The organism is Candidatus Pelagisphaera phototrophica (assembly GCF_014529625.1).
Taxonomy (GTDB): domain Bacteria; phylum Verrucomicrobiota; class Verrucomicrobiia; order Opitutales; family Opitutaceae; genus Pelagisphaera; species Pelagisphaera phototrophica.
In genome coordinates this window covers 3,007,978-3,027,970 of sequence record NZ_CP076039.1, presented here as the reverse complement: position 1 = coordinate 3,027,970, position 19,993 = coordinate 3,007,978, and the positions used below count along the sequence as shown (strand labels likewise).

The window sequence follows — 19,993 nt, the reverse complement described above, 5'->3', positions numbered from 1 at the left end:
GTGAGCTTATTTCTCGCCAAGAGATTCATAGTATTTTCTCACGGATTCTTGATAGGCGCGCGGCACGGGATCGCGATCGATGGGCTGGAGGGCATTTGGATCTTCGTAGCGTGCGAGCTCCTGGGCTACCCAAGTACGAGCGTCGTTGAGGGGAGCAATGATGCCATCATTAACGACGCCCCACTTTGGCTCCGATCCGTGCCGTCGAAACTCCGCCCGGATACGCTCCGCTTCTTCGCGAGCTTGAGAAAGTCGCTGGCGAATATCCGGCTGATCCACGAGTTCCTCGACCGTACGGAGCCGCTCGGCCCAGTCGTTGAAGCCTCTGCCAGTGAGAGGAGACTCGTTTCCAGGATTACTTGAAAACTCGCTAAGAAAATCGTCTAGGGCAGAAGCGATGTCACTACCGCCATCGCCGCTGGCACGGCCAACAGTGGGAGATCCGCCTCCTTGGGAACCGGGTTGCTGCCCTCGGTCGCTATTGGGTTGTTGGGCGACTGATTGTCCAGACTGTCCCGGTTGCTGGCCCTGCTGTTGCCCCTGTCCGCCTGCTTCGCCGCTAGGAGATTGCCCGGGCTGCTGTCCTTGACCTTCGGTCGGTTGCTGGGCGAGAGACTGCCCGGGCTCTTGACCGGGTTGACCGGATCCAGGTTGTTGTCCTGGTTGATCTGAGGGTAGTTGCCCCGGCTGATTGTTTTCCGGTCTGCGTCGTTGAGAGGATCCTTGCTCGCTGGCGTCGGCGGTTGACTGGCCCGGATTTTCTTCATTTGAATCCCGATTCTGGAGACCGTATCCTTTTTGACCTTCTTCTTGACCCGGTCGAGCTCCTTCTTGTTCGCCATTATCGGCTTGAAGATCGCGAGAAAGCGAATCGAGTTCTTCTTGGGCAAATCTAAGGGAAGTCGCTTGATCCCCTAGGACACTGCTCGCAGCCTGTTCGACGTTCTGCTGCAGTTCGTCGAAGCTACGCTGTAACTCCGGTTGCATGCCCTGGGTTTGTTCTACGAATCCTTGGCTCAACATTTCGAAACTCGTTTGTAGTTGATCGTCGATTTCGCTTTGACTTTGCTCGCGGAGGAGGTCGTAAAGTTCTCGGTGGAGCTTCTGCTCGCTGAACTCAGATGCCTCAGTGACCTCTCTCAAATCTCTCATCAGCGAATCGAGTCTCTCCTGCTGTTGAGCGATACGTTCTGCGATGTCCTCGCGGTCTTCTGAATTGTCCAAGCGAGGCCCGCCTTCCTGGTCTAGGTTTTCGAGCGCTTCGCTAATGTTTCGCTGGTTTTCTGCCAAATCTCGAGCCGTCTTTCTCGCTTCGCGAAGTTGCTCGGTGAATTGGCTGGAAGTTTCATTTCTGAAATTCTCTTTGAGATCCTCCAAATTTTCCTGGGCACGTGTGCCGGTGGCGAGGGCTTGAGAGATCTGCTCGTTACGCATTGACTCGCCGATTTCGCGCATTTCTTCACGAGCTTGATCAAGTTGCTGACGCGCCTCGCGGTTGTTCTCGTTTGACTGAAGTCGGTCCATCCGTTGTCGCGTCTCGTCGACATCGGTCAGCATTTGCTGCTGTTCCTCCTCTAGACGCTTTAGCTCGCGACGAATCTTTTCGCGCTCCTCTTCATCTTTAGCCTGAGCGATCGCGGTTTGGAGTTCCTGCAGGCGCTTGTTGATGTCCTCCTGGCGACGTGCTAATTGACTGAGTTTGCTCAGTACTTGTAGTTGCTCCTTTTGCTCGGGAGAAGTCAGGCTCTGTGCTTGGCTGGCGGTCTCATACCGGTTCTCCTCTTGGCGAAAATCCAGTTGATCGAGCTGTCGCTGGTTGCGTGATTGGCCTCCTCCACCGCCACCCGCTTGGCGAGATCGCGATACGTTGAATTCCTTGGGCTGTATACGAAGCAGAGCTTGAGTGGCTCCCTGCGCGTTTGAAGCAGCCTTGTCCAAGGGATTCTCAACTCCATCGATGATAACGGTATCCAATGAGATGAGGACGTTCTCCATAAGGGAACCCGCCAACTCTGCAGCCGTTTTCGCCTTCTCTTCTTCAAGTCGCTCCTTCAATGCCTCGAGCTCTTGCAATGCTTCTGTTTGCGACTCGTTGATGACCTCCGCGTCTTCGATAAACGAATCGTCGGAAAGACCGCGCTGCTTCAATTTCCAGAGGGCGATTGTGATCTGGCGTTGAGTCTCAATCAACTCCTCTCCTTGATTCCCTTGTTGCTGTTGTCCTTGAACGCCCCCACTTTCATTTTCGCGAAAGATTTCGTCTAAAGACCTGACCTCGGCGAAATAAAGATCGCTGGTAGAACGGCGTGATTCCCCGTCCGGGCCATAATCATCGGCCCAAGCCCACCATGTCAGAAGGTCATCTGCTGCTACGGACTGTTCCTCTAAAGAAAGAATGGCCTCAAAATCCGAGTCTAGATCGAGCGTGTTCTTGTCGGCCGAAGAAAGGTAAACGGGTGGCTCTGTTCCAATACTAAAAGCAAGTCCATAGTCGAGCAGCCCAAAGTCGTCTCTCGCCTCTGCCTCCAAGGCGATCTCCTCGATCGGGGAGACCCGCTGGTCGCCCCGCGGAAATGCGATTGACAGTTCAGGCTTTTTGTTGGGAAGAGCCTCGATTCGTATATCGGGAGGAAAAGGGTTTTTCCGTCCCTTTTCATCACTGAGCTCTAGCGCCATTCGAAGCGAATCTTCTACGATAAGTGAAGTTTCAAAGCGCGTACTTTCTGGATTGGCCGCTTCAAGAAGGACTTCCTGGCCATCGCGACCGACTAATTTCGCTAACTCGATCGGCTTGTTCGTTGTAAAAGAGTAGGTGAGATGGGTTCCTTCGACCGCGCTGATTCGTCGCGTGTCTTCGACGAGCCGATCGGGTATTTGGGTATAGTCCGGGAAATCCAGATTCGCATCTGCCTGTATCAGAGCAGGAAGCTCAAAGATTTCTATTTTGTAGGCCTCTGAATCTCTCCCGTCGAACGCGACATGGTAACGGAGATCGGAGTCCACTTTGCGTAGGGAGTGAACAAAAACAGGATCCGAAAGGCTTTGCCCCATGATGTTTCGGGTAGAGTTCCCGTCAGGGAACAAAGTGACGAGCTCTACATCTTTAGGAAGGGACTCTCCTTTGAATCGAGCCGTGATGACCACGGTCGAACCTCGTTCCGCTTCAGTGTCGCCTGGACTGACAGTGAGCGAAGCTGTAGATGAAATGACCCTCAGACGCTCTGTTTTCTTAGGCTCTACGAGGAAGGCCACGACAAGCAGAGCCCATATGGGCAAAGTAGCGGCCAGATTTCTGAAGAGAGACTTTTTATAGTCTTCTACGCCTACTTGCTGCCACGAGTTGATGGTGTTGTGGTCGAGTATTTCATCGATCAGTTTTCCCTGCAGAAAGTTTAGAGGTCTGCGGCGATAGTCGCCTTGTTCCATAGCCGTGGACAATGCTTGCTTAAGCGAAGGGTTTGCGGATTCGATCGCCTGGGCCGCCGCAATGTAGTCCAAGGGTGTGCGATTCGACTCGCTGCGATTCAAGAAGAGCGTGCCTACGATGATCGTCAAAGTCCCAACGATCAAAAGCGTGGCGAGGACCGAAACGAGGTAGGCGCTCACGAGTAAAGCGAGGGCAATCGTAAACGCGATGAGCCATCGGCGTGATTGCCGCTTCAACAAGCGGGTCGATCGAATCCGTTTGGCGACTTCGTGGGTTTCTCCTTTCAGCCTTGGGTCAGCGTGTGAACCAATCGCTTCTATGAGCGTTTTTTGCTTAGGCTTCATACGGCAACGGTGTCCTCTCTATTTTGAAGTTTTCGGGCAATCAGGCTCTCAGTTGCGAGAAGGATGGCGACCAAGATGATGACCCATCGCCAAATCTGTTGCTGGCTTTCCAGTTCGACAGCGTTTTGAGTTCGGAGTTCGGCTTCGGTCGAGATCTTAGATTCTGCTAGTGATGAGGGTCCTCCCAAGGGTACTCCAAGTCGTTCCCAATCCTCGAGGGCGTGGGTTTCCCATTCACTCTCTTCCGAAGAAATTTGCAAGGCGACCCAGCGGTCGGATCTCCCATCGCGTAGCCGGTAGAGACCCGGTAGAGTTGGGGTTTCGCTTGAGGAAACATCCGCGTCTAGGAGTTGCCAGCTGGCGGTAGGGGAACTGAATTTGGAACGGACGGCATCAATGCTTACGACGCTGGGCTGATCCGATCCACCGGCGGCCCTCTCGAAAAGCCTCTGAAGCCAAGGCACAAATTTGGTGGAAAGGACCCATTGGCTGTACTTAGGTGCCCAGTCACCTACCCAAATGGTAAGTGTGCCGGTTCCAATGGGTGCTTCAAGTATCGCTGGGGATTCGTCGTCGTATTGGGCGATCGCGACGGCATTCGAGTCTTCCGGAAGACGAACGGTATGAGTATGCCAGAATCGAATACGGGAAAAATCGCTGAAACGTGGATCTGCGAAAAGGTTAAATAAAGCGTGCTGGAAATCGATTATTCCCAATCGAGAGTCAGTCTGATTCTCCGTCCCGGTTCTCCATCCATTTTCCCCTAGCAGGGATGCGGCGATTTCAATACGATCCGGATGGTTGAGGAGAAGCAAGCCGTGTGAACCCTCGGAAATTCTAGATCTAACTGCGGCGACTAAATTCTGATCCAGAACGGAATCTATCAGAATAAATGGGGCCGCACGATTTTCTTCGGCATCGACCCTGTCAGGAGTTCCAAAACTAACAATTGGGTCCTCCCATCCCAATGCGGCGCGCTTGATGTAGAAGGCGGCCTGGTTCGGATTATCCGCGTTCTCAATCTCGCCGAAGTAGTGTAACGCCATGGGCCTAGGTCTCTCTTCGGCTACGAAAAGGGTGTTGTCAAAGCTCTCAGAGTCACCACTTAGGGTCACTTGGAACGGACCCTCAGTTCCAGCAGGAACGGCCAAAAGAACAAGACTTTTGTCGCCAGAATTAGAGTACAATTTGGTGGGTTCTGATAGGACGGCTCCTGAGATCGCATGAGACAGTGACAGTTCGAGTTCGGGATCTTCAGTTTCTCCGGAACCTCGAACGCCGATTCGCATTTTTCTTTGCTCATCCTCGCCTGTCCAGCCGAGCCAAAAAATGCCGACATTGCCAGTGTGAGTTCCTGAAATAGTTTTGATCTCAAACTGGCACTCCTCCGGCCATTCGCGACCTGCTATCCCGGCGATGCGAGCGGACTTTTGCAGGTCAGAAAGAAGCGCAATGCGTTTCTTGGAGGTTGAGGCGGCACCTTCATCGACCTGCTCGAGTTCAGCCAACGCTAACTCGATAGCATCATCGAGCTGGCTTGAGCCCCAACTCGGTTTCATTTCTGAGAGTAGGGCTTTTGCGAGTGTTTGGCGTTCGTTTGGTGGCCATTCGCTCCATCGGTCAAACGGAAGTTTTAATTGGGCATTCGAAGCGACGGAAATGATTGATAGCTGATCTTGGCTCTCTAGATCCTCGATGTACGATTCTGCTTGCTGAATCGCGTTAGCCCAAGCCCCTTCCCGCTGCATGCTCGCGCTGCCATCTAAGATCAGAACGAGTGTATTCGGAGGAGAGACATTTGGGGTGACTGGCAAGTTGGATTCGATGAATGGGCGGGCAAAGGCTAGGGCAAGTAGAGCAACGACGAGGCAGCGTAATGCCAGAAGCCATGGGTTTTGAATGCGGCTTTTCCGTTCCAGACGCGGGGGGGACTCTTTTAGAAACTTAATAGCCGAAAATCGGATACGGTCTTTATTCGCCCTGCGTATAAGGTGAAATATGACGGGTCCCGCAATGAGAGCTAAACCGGCTAAAAACCATGGAGAAAGTAGGTTCATGAACCGACTCGTCCTTTCAGTGGCTGGCGTCTGAGAAGATTAATCAGAACGAAGTCCAGAGGCTTGTTTGTGGGAGCGATGAGATGGCGAATCCCCCGCATTTCCAGTGTGCGGCGTATCTTTAACTGGTGCGCTTTGAAGCTCGCCTTATAGGCACTGCGGGCTTCATTGGGGTCGATGTAGATCTGTTCTCCCGTTTCGAGGTCTTCCCATTGGGATGCTTTACCGAATTCCAGATCGAGCTCGGCTGAATCGAGTATCTGAATCGCCCTTACATCGTGCCCGGCAGCGATTAATTGGCCCATTGATTTTTCCCATTCCGCCGGTGGTGAAAGGAAATCGGAAATGACGATAATGAGGCTCCGTTTCGGAGTCAGCTTGCCAATCTGGTCGAGCCCATTGCCAAGGTTGGTTTCTTTACCCTCAGATTCCATGCTGAGAAGAGAAAGCAATCTCTTGAACTGGCCCGGCCGCCATCGAGCAGGTAAAAATTGATGAAGATCGCGGTCGATCAGTCCCAGCCCAACAACGTCTCGCTGCTGCAAGAGAAAGTAGCTGAGTGTCGCTGCCAAGGTTCGTGCGTATTCCGCCTTGGATGCTTCGCCCGATGTGAATTTCATGGACCGGCTCGTGTCCACTAAAATCATGCAGCGAAGATTGGTTTCGTCCTCGAACTTCTTGATGAACTCCTGATCCGTTCTACCGAGGACTTTCCAGTCTAAGTAGCGCAAGTCGTCGCCCGGTGAGTAGTTTCGGTATTCCGTAAACTCCACCGAGAAACCTTCCAGCGGGCTGCGATGAAGTCCTGACCATAGACCTTCCACTACGACACGCGCCCGTAACTCCAAGTCGCGGATGGCGAAGAGGGCGGCGGGATCAATACCGATTGTGTTAGCGGTGGACATTTAGGATGAAGGTAATTGGGAAAATCTTGGTTACGACTGCATATGCTCGATGAGTTTCTGGGTCACGGTTTCAATCGTTTCACCTTCCGCTTCCGCCCGGTAGTTGAGTAAGATGCGGTGACGCAGTACTGGAGGAGCTAGCCTGACGATGTCTTCTTTGGTCACATGGGCACGGGAGTGCCAGAGAGCCAATGCCTTCCCAGTGAGGATTAGACCTTGGGCGGCACGCGTGCCGGCACCCCAATTGACCCAGGCTTTGACGAAATCAGGCGCTTCTGGGTTTTTAGGACGAGACGCGGCGACCAGTTTTACGGCGAAGGCGATCACTTCATCGGAAACGGGAACCTTGCGAACTAGGTGTTGAAACTCGATGATGTCTTCTGCGGAAAAGATCGACTCAATGGGGTCGTGCTCTTTTGAGGTGGTTTGTTTCACAACCGCGATTTCATCCGCTTCGGGAAGGTAATCGATAAGGACGTTAAAAAGAAAGCGGTCGAGCTGCGCTTCGGGAAGCGGGTAGGTGCCCTCCATTTCAACTGGATTTTGGGTAGCGAGGACGAAAAAGGGCTCAGACAAAGTGTGGCGAGTCCCGGCGGCCGTCACTTGGTGCTCTTGCATGGCCTCGAGGAGGGCGGACTGCGTTTTCGGCGGCGTACGGTTTATTTCATCCGCCAGAAGCAGATTGGTGAAAATCGGACCTTTTGAGAAAACTAGCTTCCTTCCCTCTGCGGTATCATTGAGGATTTCCGTCCCCGTTATGTCGGCGGGCATCAAATCAGGGGTGAACTGGATTCTCTGGAAATCCAGCCGGAATACCTTGGCGACAGACTTGATCAGAAGCGTTTTCGCGAGGCCGGGAGCACCCGTGATCAGGCAGTGCCCACCAGAAATCAAAGCCAACAGCAATTGCTCGACGACTTCCTCTTGTCCGATGATGGCTTTGCCGAGTTCTGTCTCGACTCTTTTCCTGCCTTCTTGCAGTCGATTAAATGCGTCTTCCTGCTCTTCTGTGGTTTCTAGTAATGGCATAAAATTGGTTTTGTTGGTTTAGGTTTAAGAAATTGAACACGCTAGTGGGTCATGGCGTAAAAAATGATATTGATGCCCATTGGGTAGGCTCTTTTCTCCGCAAATTCTCTGAAGTACCATTCGTCCTCACCCTCGCGCTCCCACCCGTCTCCTAGATCGGTGTTGTGGCAGATGATGCACATGATTCGCCCGTTGTCGTCAAAGATGGCCTTGTAGTGCACTTCTTCCGTTCCATATCCCTGATGGCTGACGATGCCGTATCCACTTCGGTAGGCCTGAACGGCGTGCCCAACGCTGGGCACTTGAGGCTTTTCCTTTAGATCAAAGACCATGTGGAAGATTGGGTGGTCAATGGATAGCTCGACGGGTTCGCGATCAGGGAAAACACGTTTCATCTCGTAGTAGAAATTGTCATACTCGTCGTCGCCCCAAAAATCGTCCACCATGAGGAAACCGCCATTGAGTAGGTATTTCCTAAGGGCCGTCACTTCGTCATCCATGAAAATCAGACGACCCGGCTCGATGATGTAGAGAAAAGGGTAGTTGAACAAATCCCCTTGAGTGAGCTCGACTACAACGGAGTCTGGGTTCACTTTCAGGCTGGTCATCTGTTGGAGTCGAAAGGCGAAATTGAGTTCCGCATCCGGGTAGTCTGTAGCCCATCCGCCACGTCCCCAGCCCCGTCCGCGGCCTCCCCATCCGCCATGGCCGCCTCTGCCGCCACCCGAACTGTATTGTACTCGAGCAAACGTGAAGACGTCCTGCTTGAACTCGGAGTCCACCTGCCACTCTGGAACACCGGCTCGATTGTCGTAACGCTGACCGTTAGCGTTAAGAAGGACCGAGATTACGATCGAAAGAAAGAATGAAAATCTGTAAACGGATGAGTTCATTGCTGGCTGAATTGATTCTACTTTTGGTTTGGGTCTTCTGTCCTATTTCGAATGTCTTCTGTTTAGTGTGTCGAGTAACTCATACGCTAGTCGAAAGCGGGGAGCTTCCTCAAGAGCCATGAGGGTGTGGCGTTTAGCCGCTTCGGGGTCTCTTCGAAGATGTTGCTGGGCCAAGGTGTAGTGGACTTTGGCTATATCGGGGGTATCGAGTTCGATAAGAACTTGTCCGGCGGGAATCGCGGCAGCTCCATATTGAAAGCGGGCGTGAGTCGAAAACAGGGCCCGCCAGGGTTCGACCGCCATGGGCCTGATCGCGATCCACTGATTCGCCCATCTGATTACAGAAGGAGGATCATCTTGCTCTAGAGCGATAAACAGGAGTCGCTCAATCGGCTCGATTGTGTGGCCTTCGTTTTCGGCGATTTGAGTAAGGGTTTCCTTTTCAAGCTCGGTTTCCCCCAGTTGCTCGTAGACATAGGCAAGGAGCTTGTGAGCATTCTCTTCACCTGGCAAATAGCCAGATTTTTCGATAATGGCTTCTAGCTCGACCCGGGCGGTCTCCCAGTCTTCGGCTTCGATAACCGGCTTGAGCGCTCCCATTTCATCGAAGTAATTGTTTTCTGGAGTGATCACAGCGATCGCTTTTTCCATGATACTCTCGGAGCTCTCGAACGTGTACGAGCCCCCTAGCTTGGCAGCTTGGCTTTTGGCGTCTTCGAGGAACTGCTTATCGAGATCTGCAAGAGGAGCGACATGTTGGGATAGCGCGGCGTTCATTTCAGTTCCGTCGGCGAGGGCTCGCAAGGTAGCTTTCATCGGTTCCAAGCCATAGTTGTCGTAGATGAACTTTACTACGAGGTAAGATTGGAAGTAAGCAAATTGAGTGTCCTCACCACTTTGGGCGCTAAGGAAAGCCGCGCTCATTTCACTGATCTTCTGCATGCGCCCCTCGAGGATCCGGTTTCGATAGTCAACAGTCATCATTTGGCCCCAAGAACCGTTTCGTTCCCGCTCCTCGTAAACGGAAATGCCCTCGCTCAGCCACCTTGGCATCCTATTTCGGGTGAGTGTCAGAGTGACGGTATGGCAGAATTCGTGGTAGAGGACGGACTCCCAATTGGCGAGACTGGTAGCGGGACTATTGATGGTAAATACCGGTCCGAAGCAAACTCCGAGATAGCCTGGGTTGCCGGGCATGCCAAAGGTTCTCACCTCAAAGTCAGCTGGGTTCGGATAGATTTCGACCGTCACTTTTTCGTCTATCTCGACGCCGTAGCGCTCCGTCAAATAGTCGTAGGCAGGCTCAAGCAGGTCCAGGGCTCTTTGTCCATAGACGGGAGCTTCCTTTTTTGAAATCCGAACGCGAAAGTGATCGGTCTCCATGGTTTCGAAGTCATCGATTTTATCCCGCAAAGTAACCAAGTTGTAAGCTGATATATTGTAGGGGTCGGCATTGTGTACTTCATCAGCCAGTGCCCATCCCTCGGATTCTCGGCCTAAGCGGAGGAGGTCTTGGGCGAGTTGTATCTTTGCGGGAAGAAAGTCCACCTGATAGGCTAGGGCGAGTCGCTGAGAAGCAGCCCCTTCATTGAACCAGTATTTACGGGAGAGGTTTCTTCCTATCATGTGATCCACATTCGGATTGGTTCGCCAGGTGGAAAGGGCTTTTTTTCGATAAGAATCTCCCTCGTCGTCGTTACTTCGAAGGTAGGCTATGGCGGCCTTCAAGGCGAGCGCTTCGGGAAAGCGAGGGTTCACCTCGAGGGCGATGTCGATTTGCTCGATCGCCTCGTCGTAGGATTCCGCATCCACAAGGTGCTGGGCAATTAGGACTCGGGTTTCGGGGTGCTTTTCATTGATGCCCAAAGCGTTTTCGGCGTACTGCAGTAATTCGGAACGACTGCCTTCGATAAACGAGCTTGCCAGCCCATACCATAGGTTTGGATCTCCAGGGTGGTGTTGGAGGCCTTCTTGGAAGTTTTTGGAGGCGAGTTTAAAGTCACTTTTAGCCAGAGCCAAATTCCCGCTCGCTAGGAAGGCGCTGGCAGTGGGATCCTGCTCCGTCTGAGCGCGTTTATAGAAGTTCTCTAGAACAATCCTCGGCTCAATTCCCAGGAGTATGGCGGCCTCACCGATCGCTACGAGCGAATCGGGGTCATATGAGTAGCGTCCCCGCCTCCGAATGTTGTTGTCGATCTCGTCAAGGATCTGATCGGCCCGCCTAGGATTGTCGGCGTACAGGGCCGCCTCTCTAGCGATTAGTTGCAGGCGAATGCCGAAGTATCGGCTTGAGAGCCCCTGCGTCAGTAGTTCGTGGGCTTCTTCGTACCGGCCCATCTTGAGGAGCGATATGGCTTCCAACCGCCACCAGACTTCATTCCACGATTGGATTCGGCGTCCAGTAACCGCGGCTTCTAGCGCTTCGTCGTATTGACCCGTCCGGTACAGGTCTTCGACTGATTGAATGTCAGGAAGTGCTTCTTCATCCTTTTCTTGGGCGACGATTGTGGAATTGAGGACACCCGATAGAACTCCTATCAGAAAAAGAGTACTTGATAGGTTAGTAGTTCTTTGACGAAACACGTAAAAAGATAGTTGTGGGTCAAAGGCTGCCGCAAGAAATTAAACGCAATATCTCAAAATCAGTTACAGCAAGGGTTTGAACGTTGGAATGGAAATTTGCGAGTGGACAGCTTTCGAGTCGTAATAGATATTTTCGAGCCGTAATTAGGGCCGTCAAGCGTCGTGCCCTATGGCTTTGATAGTGGAGTTTCTTGAATGATGGTTAGCGAATCTAGCACAATAAAATTTTCTGTAGTCGACAAACTAAAGCGTCGACCAAACATTCTTTGGATCTGCACCGACCAGCAGCGTTGGGACACGATCAGCAGTTTAGGGAACGAGTGCATTCGAACACCGAACATCGATCGGTTGGCAAACGAGGGAGTGGCCTTTTTGAAAGCGTTTTGCCAGAGTCCTATTTGCACCCCGAGTCGCTCAAGTTTTCTTACGGGAATGTACCCGAGTAGCGTCCATGGTTGCAGCAATGGGAATGACCGGTGGGCGGAGGCAGCACCTTTGGTCACCAAGACATTGGCGGATTCTGGATATCGCTGTGGTCTTGTAGGAAAGCTGCATTTGGCAGGTTGCCACGGTCGGATCGAGCCTAGGCCTGAGGATGATGGCTATTCGGTCTTTCACTGGTCCCATTCTCACAAGGATATGTGGCCGGAAGGGCATTCTTATGCGGACTGGGTTAAAGAAAAGGGGGGAACCCTCGGAGAAATGTATCAGGAAAAAGGTTATATGGACCCCGAGCTGCATCAAACTAAGTTCTGTGCGGACAAAGCGATTGAGTTTATGGAGGAGAATGCGGGCCATCCGTGGTTGATGAGCGTGAATATATTCGATCCGCATGTGCCCTTTGATCCCCCTCGGTCGTATCTTGACAAGTATGATCCGGAATCCGTTCCTAACCCGCTTTTTCGCGAAAGCGACTTAGCGTCCCAGAAAAAGCTGGCCGGAGTCGATTTCCAGGTGGTCGCCTCAGATCCAGAGAGTTTTCAAGCGAAGGAGAAGATAGCGGCCTACTACGCAATGATTGAGCAAATTGACGATCACGTGGGTCGGATGCTGGATTGTCTGAATCGAAGTGGACAACGTGAAGACACGCTCGTCATCTTTACCAGCGACCACGGCGAAATGCTGGGAGACCACGGCCTGATCACGAAGGGCTGCCGGTTTTACGAAGGACTGGTGCATATTCCGTTGATTATATCGTGGCCGAGTGTGATTTCTCAAGGCGTTCGCAAGCGTTCCCTTGTCGAGCTGACAGATATTGCCCCTACACTGCTGGACTATGCGGGTGTAGAAAAAGGCGAGCGGATGATTGGTCGCTCGTTGCGTCGCTTGTTGGAAAGTGAGTTTGATGCGCATCGAAAATTCGTGCGCTGTGAATACTATCGAGCCTTAAGCCTTCTTTCTCCGGGAAGAGAGCGTTGGGAAGGCAGTTATGCCACCATGATCCGAACTGACCGGTACAAGCTCGTGGTCTATCACGGTCATGAGAGCGGCGAATTGTTCGATTTGGAAAAGGACCCCGGTGAGTTCAATAACCTATGGAGCGATCCGGATTGCAATGAAATCCGATTTGATCTCATGAAGACCATGCTCGATCAAAGTGCATTTGCGGTAGATCTCGGGAGCGAAACGACCTGCGTGTTTTAGTGGATTGGTGCTAGCAAGCGAAGAATGGGTTTATCGGGTTCCAAATGGACCAGCACCCTTGCAATCCAACATTTTGAAATCAAATAGCATTTCACGTGTATCTAGGGCATTAGAACGACCGTGATTTACATGCAAAATATTCGTTTGTGGAATCCTGTAGCGGCGATTGCGGGGATAGGTTTGGCGGCCCTCAATCGAGTCTCCGAAGATTTGTACATAACGGAAGACCGTGAAATAACCCTCGCATTTTTAGCCGATGGGGACGGGTCCTTTTCCAAGATGGAATTGCGAAGGAAACGATGGCGTGAGACGATTTCGAGAAAATAGGGCTGAATCCGAATTCAGCCTAAGGCCCAGTCTATGCTTGCAGATGTCGGTAAAACTTTAATCGTTCAGAAGGCATCCTTACGAGGTCTATTTTAAAACGAATTTTAGAGGATTTTCTATGTCAAAACAAGATCGCCCAAACATCATTCTCATTATCACTGACCAGCAACGCTACGAAACGATTCGAGCATTGGGTTATGAATATATGGATACGCCGAATTTGGACCGGCTCGTGAACGAAGGAGTTACCTTTAGTCAGTGCCACATAACTGCTCCCTCTTGCGCACCTTCGCGGGCCAGCTTGTTTACGGGGACCTACCCGCATACAACCGGCGTCCTCAAAAACGCGGATCCCTGGAGCAAGTCGTGGGTGGGTGACTTGTCGGACTCGGGCTACTACTGTGTTAACGTAGGCAAGATGCATACATACCCATACGATACGAAGCTTGGATTTCATGAGCGTTATGTGGTCGAAAACAAAGACCGCTATTTGGAGGAACGCTATTTCTACGATGAGTGGGACAAAGCCTTACATGCGCGAGGACTTGTGAAACAGCAACGGACGCTTTACCGAAAGCGGTCGGATTACGGTGAGCGGATGGGAGCGTTCGAATGGGAATTGCCGGAGGACATGCATTCAGACATGTTTGTGGCGAATACGGCAACTTGGTGGCTGGATACCAAGCCGAAGCCTGATGGCCCGCTTTTTATGGAGATTGGGTTTCCCGGACCGCATCCGCCTTTTGATCCGACGGAACGCTTTATCGAGAAGTACAAAGGAAAGAAGCTTCCGTTGCCGAAAATCAAGCGCGAGGACATTGCGGGCCAGCCCGATCCCTACCAGAAATTGCGTGAGCACAATTTCGAGGTCGATCACGACTCGGTGGTGCATCTGGACGATCCGAGTGAAGAACAGCTTCAGCGGCTTTGGGAATACTATTTGGCAAACGTTTCCATGATCGATGAAAAAGTGGGCGAGATCATGGATTCGCTCGAGCGAAACGGCTATCTGGACAACACGGTAGTTCTCTTCACCAGCGATCATGGAGAGGCACTTGGGGAGCATGGTCATATCCAAAAGTGGACCATGTACGATTGCGTTACCAACGTGCCGCTAATCGCCTGGTGTCCGGAGCGTTTCAAGGGAGGTCGTAAAGTCGATGCACTATGTCAGCTAATGGACTTGGGGCCGACGATTCTGGATTTGGCCGAAGTCGAGGAACCTGAGTGGATGGAAGCCGAAACGCTGATACCCGCGTTGCAGGGGGAGTCCTTCGAAGGTCGGGAGTTTGTAATAGCGGAGCATGGGCGCGACGTCTTTCTCTACACCATCGATTTCGTGACCATGATTCGGACCAAGGATTGGAAGCTTGTTCAGTTCTTAGATGAGCCCTTTGGGCAGTTGATCGATCTGGTCAGTGACCCTGCGGAAGAAGTCAATCTGTGGGATGATCCGAAATATGCCGAAAAGAAGACGGAACTGATCGATGCGATTGGGTCCTTCAGGGTGCGTAGTGGCTACCAGACCCGCACGATGTGGGAAACGGCGCGTTAGTGGGAATATAGTCCGCTAACGAGAGCCTATTTGAGTTTGTATCCAAGTGCCCGGTTGAAATGGATCGATTCAGATGAAATTACTCTTCTCGGGGTTCCACCCACTGCATGAGCATAAGTTACCTTCGCAGGTAAAACTAAACGCGTCCAGAAAACTGAAAAAATCCGATTCAATCTTGCCGACGAACAATGGGTAGAGCCATTTGTTTCGGTTAGAATTCCCGGCCGGTAACCTTTGTCTTTATGCGGCAAAGATACATGTCAGCGGTTATATAGAGCGTCGATCCATTGTCGCCCCAGGCGCAATTTGCGGTTTTTTCACCCGTGGAAAGGTGCCCGATCAGTTTGCCTCTGGGGTCGATGATCATGACACCACCATTACCGGTTACCCAGAGATTTCCCTGCTGGTCGATTTTTAAGCCATCTGGATTTCCTTCACCGAGATGGCGGTGCGGTTTGGCATCGAAGAACAAGGTTCCTTTGCCCGCTTCCCCGTTATTGTCCAGCGGATACGCCATGACAATGGGATTGTCGGGGTCGGATTGGGCGACATACAGGGTGCGTTCGTCGTGTGAAAGTTCGACTCCGTTTGGGAAGCGCAATTCGTCGGTGATGAGTGAAACGTTACCGATTCGGTCGAGAAGGTAAACGCCTGCGAAATCAATTTCCCTAGTTGGGTCAGTTTCTCGATCCGGAAGTCCGTATGTGGGATCCGTGAAGTAGATGCGTCCCGTGCGACCGATGGCGAGGTCGTTCGGACTGTTAAAACGTTTTCCTTGGTAGTTGTCGACAAGTGTTCGCTTTCCCTCTCCAAACACCATCATGGATAATCGACGATCGCCGTGTTCGCAGGATATGAGCCGCCCTTCATCGTCGATTGCGAGCCCGTTGCTACCCAGCCCAAGACTGTAGGTTCCATGGCCCGTGTATCCGGAGGGCTCAAGGTAGACTTCTGCCCCAACGCCTTCGGTCCACTTCACTACTTGGTTGCGATGAACATCCGAGAATAGAAGAAAACCGCCATCTTCAACCCAAACAGGGCCTTCCCCCCACGCGAAGCCGGAAGCAAGCACTTCGATCTTGGCATCCTTTGCTATGAGGCTGTCTACCTTCCTGTCGAAACGCAGAACCTCACCGATAGTGGGAAAGTTCGTGGAATCTTGGCCCTGGAGTTTTATCGATAGGAGCGTGAGCAAAGCCAGGGCGGTGATTGAGATGGGTTTCGTTTTCAATTTTCTGATGTATTGGGTAGGGGCGATCTCCGATCGCCCACTGGTTTTGAATTGATTTTTATGGGCGTTCGGAGATCGCCTGTTACCTTTAATTTGCGTTCTTAGTCTATCTGGTCGACGAAGGGTGAATCGGTGCGTCGTAATTCGGCCAGCATCTCGTGCTTGAGCTGTTTGAGTTCGTCCCGGTATTCAGGATAAAAGGCGAGGTTGATCAGCTCTTCGGGATCCGAATTGATGTCATAGAGTTCCTCTACTTCCCCCGGAAGCATATTTTTGATAAATTTGTAGTTATGTTTACGGTACGATACCCACCAAGGAATATCGGAACCTTCGTCGGTCGATTGGGAAAGATCGCGGGTTTTGGATCCATAAATTCGAGCTGTGTAGGCGATTAGGACAGAGTGATCACTGTTCGCTTCCGGATTCTGAAGAAGCGGCGTAATGTCCCGCCCGTGCATTTCCCAGGGGAGTTCCACGTGAGCAAATTTAAAAAGCGTTGGTACCAAATCCTGCCCACCCACGGGAGTGGTACAGACTTTGCCTTCCGGAACTCGTCCTGGAAATGAGATTACAAGCGGGCTGGAAATATTGGCGTCGTAGGGCGCTATTTTGTGTTGAAACCCGTGTTGTCCCCAAGCGAAACCCTGATCGGAAGTAAACACAATCAGTGTATTCTCGAATTGGTTCGTTTCTTTTAAAGTTTCGATTAGCTGACCGACGGCTTCGTCTAGGCTCATAACGGTTTCCTGATACCGACGAGAGCTTTCCTGAAACTCTCCGCCCTTAGGGGGTCGCTGGGTATAGTATTTCCCATCCCGGGCGAGTTTCCATGCTTCACGCTTCTTTACGTACAGCGGTTTGCCGGGTCGGGGCCCGTGGAAATCTGGTGGAAAGGGGATTTCTATGGATTCATCTATTGAATCGATATGACGTGGGGCGGGAGTGAAAGGCCCGTGACTTCCCGCGTAGCAAAGCCAAAGGAGCCAGGGCTTTTTCTCGTCTCTTCCTTCGCCTTTGAGATAGTCCTGGGCCCATTTCGTATAGTTAGTGGTTGAATATCCTTTAGTCATCTGTGCTTCACCACCATTGAAGGAAATTAGCTGGTCATCGTAGTAGTTACCTGAATTTTTCGGGAATTTAGGGCGGTTCCAAACGATCTGGTAGTCCCAGTCTCTCCCATACCCTGTATCCACCCCGGTATGCCACTTTCCGATATGGGCTGTGGTGTATCCAGCCTCTTTGAACGAACGCATCCAGAAGGGAGTTTTTTCGGGGTCATACGTGCTTCCAGGGTAGGCGCCTTCCATGCGCATGGATTCAACGCCGTACTGATGTTTGCCCGTAAGAAAAGTGGCTCTTGCGGGCATGCACCAAGTCCCATTGTAGGCGTGTTTGAAACGAACGCCACTAGCGGCGAGGCGATCGATGTTCGGTGTGTCTACCCATGAAGGAGCTCGTTCGTAGCTGCTGACAGTACGGTCGGATTGATCATCCGTATAGATAAAGAGAATGTTGGGTTTGTCAGCCGAATGTGCATCGAACGTGGCGGCGACGGTGGCGCAAATGATTGTGAGGAAGGTCAGGAGATTGCTTGGCTTCATTATTTTTCGTTGGGTCCAAACTTCTTCGGCGGCACTATTTCCAAAAATAGCTATCGGGTCGAACATTGCAAGGGATTCGTTAAGCGCCCTTTTGGGATCTAAAAACAAGCGATCTCTTTAGCTTTCTTTTCCTTAATAAAAGTGCGCCCCGCGAATACCGGAGAATTCTATGTGAGTAAGTATCCAATGGGCACTGACGCCATCTATCTTATGAACTCAAGTTGCCTTGGGAGAAAATGGTGAGAGGCGGGGATGGCAGGGCAAGCATTTTATTAATAAGGAGCACACTTAGAGCGAATCCCATCTCAATGAGGCGATCAAAGAAGGAGTTCATAGGCGTAAAATAGACTGATTTCCGAGATTAGGGGCAATTGGCTGATAGTTAGCACCATAGAAGAATTTCGACATTTCGATGGAATGTCGAGTGCGGGATTTGTGTCCTTTTCAAATAGTAGAGAAATCGCCTCCTTCGAGATGGGATCGAGGATTCTAGCTAAGCAATTAGCCCATCCTTATCTAAAAGGAAGCCGTTGGAATATTTTCTTGGCTAAACCCATGCTGTTTCGCTACGGCTGAAGTTAGGTGACGGGTCCATGGTTACGTGAATACCTGAAAATCTCTAACCAAAAATTGCTAAGTAAAAAAAACCTATATCGACTCGTACTTGCGTTTATTGCTCTCGCTGTTTCCTGCCAGCTTTCGTCCGCCGCCTCGATGGCAGACGTTGCTAAAGTGCAGGCAATCATCAACTAAATCAACCAAGTCGTTGAAAAGTATCGTGAAATGACGATTTAGCTCGAAGCTCCGAATTCTCTGGAAGGGGGGAAAGGCAAGTTCATGCTCATTTTCACCGATGACGGAAATTTGATTGCATGGGCGAGCAAGGCGTGGTAGGATCATTTGATAATTACGGTGCTTTAAAAAGCCGGTTCTGCGGTCGTAAACGTGCTGAGCTCCAGGGTGTGGCTGGGGGGCTTGATGTGCGGTTCGGCCAAGAAGAAGGGAAAGCAGATGGGCGCGGCAGTTGCACTCGGGGATATGGCTTTGATTAAAAGACAGCGGATCGATCCCTGTACAATGTAGATTACAAAATCGTTTATTTGCATGTCGTGCACCGGTCGAGTCCGAACTAGCAGAGCGGCTTGGCCTCGGCGATGGCACTGCATCCGGCAATGGAAGGACGCATTGATTTCGCTATTAAGAACGCCTACAAAAAGCGGCCAAAATGGAGAAGTAGTTTCACGATTGTTTAAAATTTGAGTCGCCAATCAGCGGCTAGGGCTCTTCTTTGTCGGGTCTGCATGATCTACCCTCTGATTAACGCAGGTAATCAATGTAGTTTTTTCATCCCAAAAATTATGAATCGATCGATGTCGAAAGGAGTATTTTTCCTACTAGTGACAATTTTAGGGCCCGTCTGGGCCCTCGAGGGCCAGGCGCCCGTGCCTACGATTTGGGAGCAACGAGCCAAAGAACGGTTCACGCGGCTAACTTCCACAATGCAGATGGAGATTAGCCAATCCCAGCCACAGGATTCCGGGCTCAAAAAGAAGAAACTGAAAAAGCCCAAGCGCATTCTTCTATTCTGGCGGTGCGAGACTTTTATCCATACATCAATTCCTTCTGGGAATTTTGCGCTTCAGGAGATGGCTCGAAAAACCAGGGCATTCTCTGTCGAGTTGGCCGATGAGTACTCGGTTTTCAACAAGAAGAACCTCAAGGGATACGACGCGATTCTACTCAACAGCACGACTAGTCTAAAGTTTGAAAACGAGAAGCAACGGGATGCCGTCTTGAGTTTTGTGCGAGGCGGCAAAGGCATTATTGGGATTCATGCAGCTAGCGACAACTTTTATGAATGGGAAGGGGGTGCCGCATTGTTAGGGGGTCAGTTTAATGGGCATCCTTGGACTGCTAACGGAACTTGGGCCTTCAAACTCGACGATCCGACTCATCCGCTCAATGCCGCTTTCAAAGGTGAGGGATTTTGGCATTCGGATGAGATCTACCAATACAAACCTTCTAACTACCAAGGCGAAGAGAATCTCCGTGTCTTGGTCAGTCTCGACATGAGTAAACCGGAGGTAAGGGAGCCGTTGAATTTGGAGAAATTTGAAAAATTCAATAGCCAGTATGATCCAGGTATAAGAGAAGTTCCCGTCAGCTGGATACGTGGGTTTGGCAAAGGGCGGCTGTTCTACACGAATTTTGGACACCGAGAAGAAACTTACAAGAATCCTGTAATCATGCAGCATCTTTATGATGGCATACTCTACGCGTTGGGATTCACAAGTGCCGACGCGACTCCTTCGGCGGAGCTTCCTGCAATCCCTGTGGCTCTGGCTCCTGAAAAGCCGGCATCGAAATAGGAAATCGCCGCGACGCGAGATTTTTATT

12 protein-coding genes are annotated in these 19,993 nt (G+C 51.3%); 4 read left to right on the top strand and 8 right to left on the bottom strand.

The window, feature by feature from the left end; translation table 11 throughout:
* Window positions 1–6: 6 nt before the first annotated feature.
* The 6 genes from GA004_RS13030 to GA004_RS13005 are packed head-to-tail and all read right to left on the bottom strand — an operon-like array spanning window position 7 to window position 11,238.
* Window positions 7–3,771: a hypothetical protein gene (locus tag GA004_RS13030; protein WP_283394309.1), complete on the bottom strand. Its 3,765-nt coding sequence runs from the start codon at window positions 3,769–3,771 to the stop codon at window positions 7–9.
* Complete coding sequence (locus GA004_RS13025) at window positions 3,768–5,828, bottom strand: vWA domain-containing protein (protein ID WP_283394308.1); 2,061 nt, start codon at window positions 5,826–5,828, stop codon at window positions 3,768–3,770. Before GA004_RS13025 ends, GA004_RS13030 begins: the two co-directional genes overlap by 4 nt.
* Window positions 5,825–6,733 (bottom strand): DUF58 domain-containing protein, encoded by a 909-nt coding sequence (locus GA004_RS13020; protein WP_283394307.1) that lies wholly within the window; start codon window positions 6,731–6,733, stop codon window positions 5,825–5,827. The genes GA004_RS13025 and GA004_RS13020 overlap by 4 nt, the downstream gene beginning before the upstream one ends.
* Window positions 6,734–6,763: 30 nt before the next feature.
* On the bottom strand, window positions 6,764–7,762 hold the full coding sequence (locus GA004_RS13015; protein WP_283394306.1) for an AAA family ATPase: 999 nt from the start codon (window positions 7,760–7,762) through the stop codon (window positions 6,764–6,766).
* Window positions 7,763–7,803: 41 nt separating this feature from the next.
* On the bottom strand, window positions 7,804–8,655 hold the full coding sequence (locus GA004_RS13010) for a DUF4159 domain-containing protein (protein WP_283394305.1): 852 nt from the start codon (window positions 8,653–8,655) through the stop codon (window positions 7,804–7,806).
* Between the two features lie 42 nt (window positions 8,656–8,697).
* On the bottom strand, window positions 8,698–11,238 hold the full coding sequence (locus GA004_RS13005) for a tetratricopeptide repeat protein (RefSeq protein ID WP_283394304.1): 2,541 nt from the start codon (window positions 11,236–11,238) through the stop codon (window positions 8,698–8,700).
* Window positions 11,239–11,433: 195 nt separating this feature from the next.
* On the opposite strand from GA004_RS13005, the gene GA004_RS13000 reads away from it, so the two are divergent.
* The 3 genes from GA004_RS13000 (at window position 11,434) to GA004_RS12990 (ending at window position 14,764) form a co-directional block, all read left to right on the top strand.
* Window positions 11,434–12,882, top strand: coding sequence for a sulfatase family protein (locus GA004_RS13000; protein WP_283394303.1), 1,449 nt, complete (start codon window positions 11,434–11,436; stop codon window positions 12,880–12,882).
* Window positions 12,883–13,011: 129 nt separating this feature from the next.
* A complete protein-coding gene (locus tag GA004_RS12995; RefSeq protein WP_283394302.1) occupies window positions 13,012–13,209 on the top strand; it encodes a hypothetical protein in 198 nt (65 codons plus the stop codon).
* Between the two features lie 118 nt (window positions 13,210–13,327).
* Window positions 13,328–14,764, top strand: a complete 1,437-nt coding sequence (locus tag GA004_RS12990) for a sulfatase family protein (protein WP_283394301.1) — start codon at window positions 13,328–13,330, stop codon at window positions 14,762–14,764.
* 211 nt (window positions 14,765–14,975) lie between these two features.
* Here the strand turns inward: GA004_RS12990 and GA004_RS12985 are convergent, their stop codons facing one another.
* On the bottom strand, window positions 14,976–15,995 hold the full coding sequence (locus GA004_RS12985; protein ID WP_283394300.1) for an SMP-30/gluconolactonase/LRE family protein: 1,020 nt from the start codon (window positions 15,993–15,995) through the stop codon (window positions 14,976–14,978).
* Window positions 15,996–16,096: 101 nt separating this feature from the next.
* Window positions 16,097–17,662: a sulfatase-like hydrolase/transferase gene (locus GA004_RS12980; RefSeq protein WP_283394299.1), complete on the bottom strand. Its 1,566-nt coding sequence runs from the start codon at window positions 17,660–17,662 to the stop codon at window positions 16,097–16,099.
* Between the two features lie 1,292 nt (window positions 17,663–18,954).
* Here GA004_RS12980 and GA004_RS12975 point away from each other — a divergent pair.
* On the top strand, window positions 18,955–19,965 hold the full coding sequence (locus tag GA004_RS12975) for a ThuA domain-containing protein (RefSeq protein ID WP_283394298.1): 1,011 nt from the start codon (window positions 18,955–18,957) through the stop codon (window positions 19,963–19,965).
* The last annotated feature ends 28 nt before the right edge of the window (window positions 19,966–19,993 follow it).

Bases quoted from the DNA above. Each gene is read 5' to 3' on its own strand.
- GA004_RS13030 (WP_283394309.1), bottom strand. From the start codon at position 3,771: ATGAAGCCTAAGCAAAAAACGCTCATAGAAGCGATTGGTTCACACGCT.
- GA004_RS13025 (WP_283394308.1), bottom strand. From the start codon at position 5,828: ATGAACCTACTTTCTCCATGGTTTTTAGCCGGTTTAGCTCTCATTGCG.
- GA004_RS13020 (WP_283394307.1), bottom strand. From the start codon at position 6,733: ATGTCCACCGCTAACACAATCGGTATTGATCCCGCCGCCCTCTTCGCC.
- GA004_RS13015 (WP_283394306.1), bottom strand. From the start codon at position 7,762: ATGCCATTACTAGAAACCACAGAAGAGCAGGAAGACGCATTTAATCGA.
- GA004_RS13010 (WP_283394305.1), bottom strand. From the start codon at position 8,655: ATGAACTCATCCGTTTACAGATTTTCATTCTTTCTTTCGATCGTAATC.
- GA004_RS13000 (WP_283394303.1), top strand. From the start codon at position 11,434: ATGATGGTTAGCGAATCTAGCACAATAAAATTTTCTGTAGTCGACAAA.
- GA004_RS12995 (WP_283394302.1), top strand. From the start codon at position 13,012: ATGCAAAATATTCGTTTGTGGAATCCTGTAGCGGCGATTGCGGGGATA.
- GA004_RS12990 (WP_283394301.1), top strand. From the start codon at position 13,328: ATGTCAAAACAAGATCGCCCAAACATCATTCTCATTATCACTGACCAG.
- GA004_RS12980 (WP_283394299.1), bottom strand. From the start codon at position 17,662: ATGTTCGACCCGATAGCTATTTTTGGAAATAGTGCCGCCGAAGAAGTT.
- GA004_RS12975 (WP_283394298.1), top strand. From the start codon at position 18,955: ATGAATCGATCGATGTCGAAAGGAGTATTTTTCCTACTAGTGACAATT.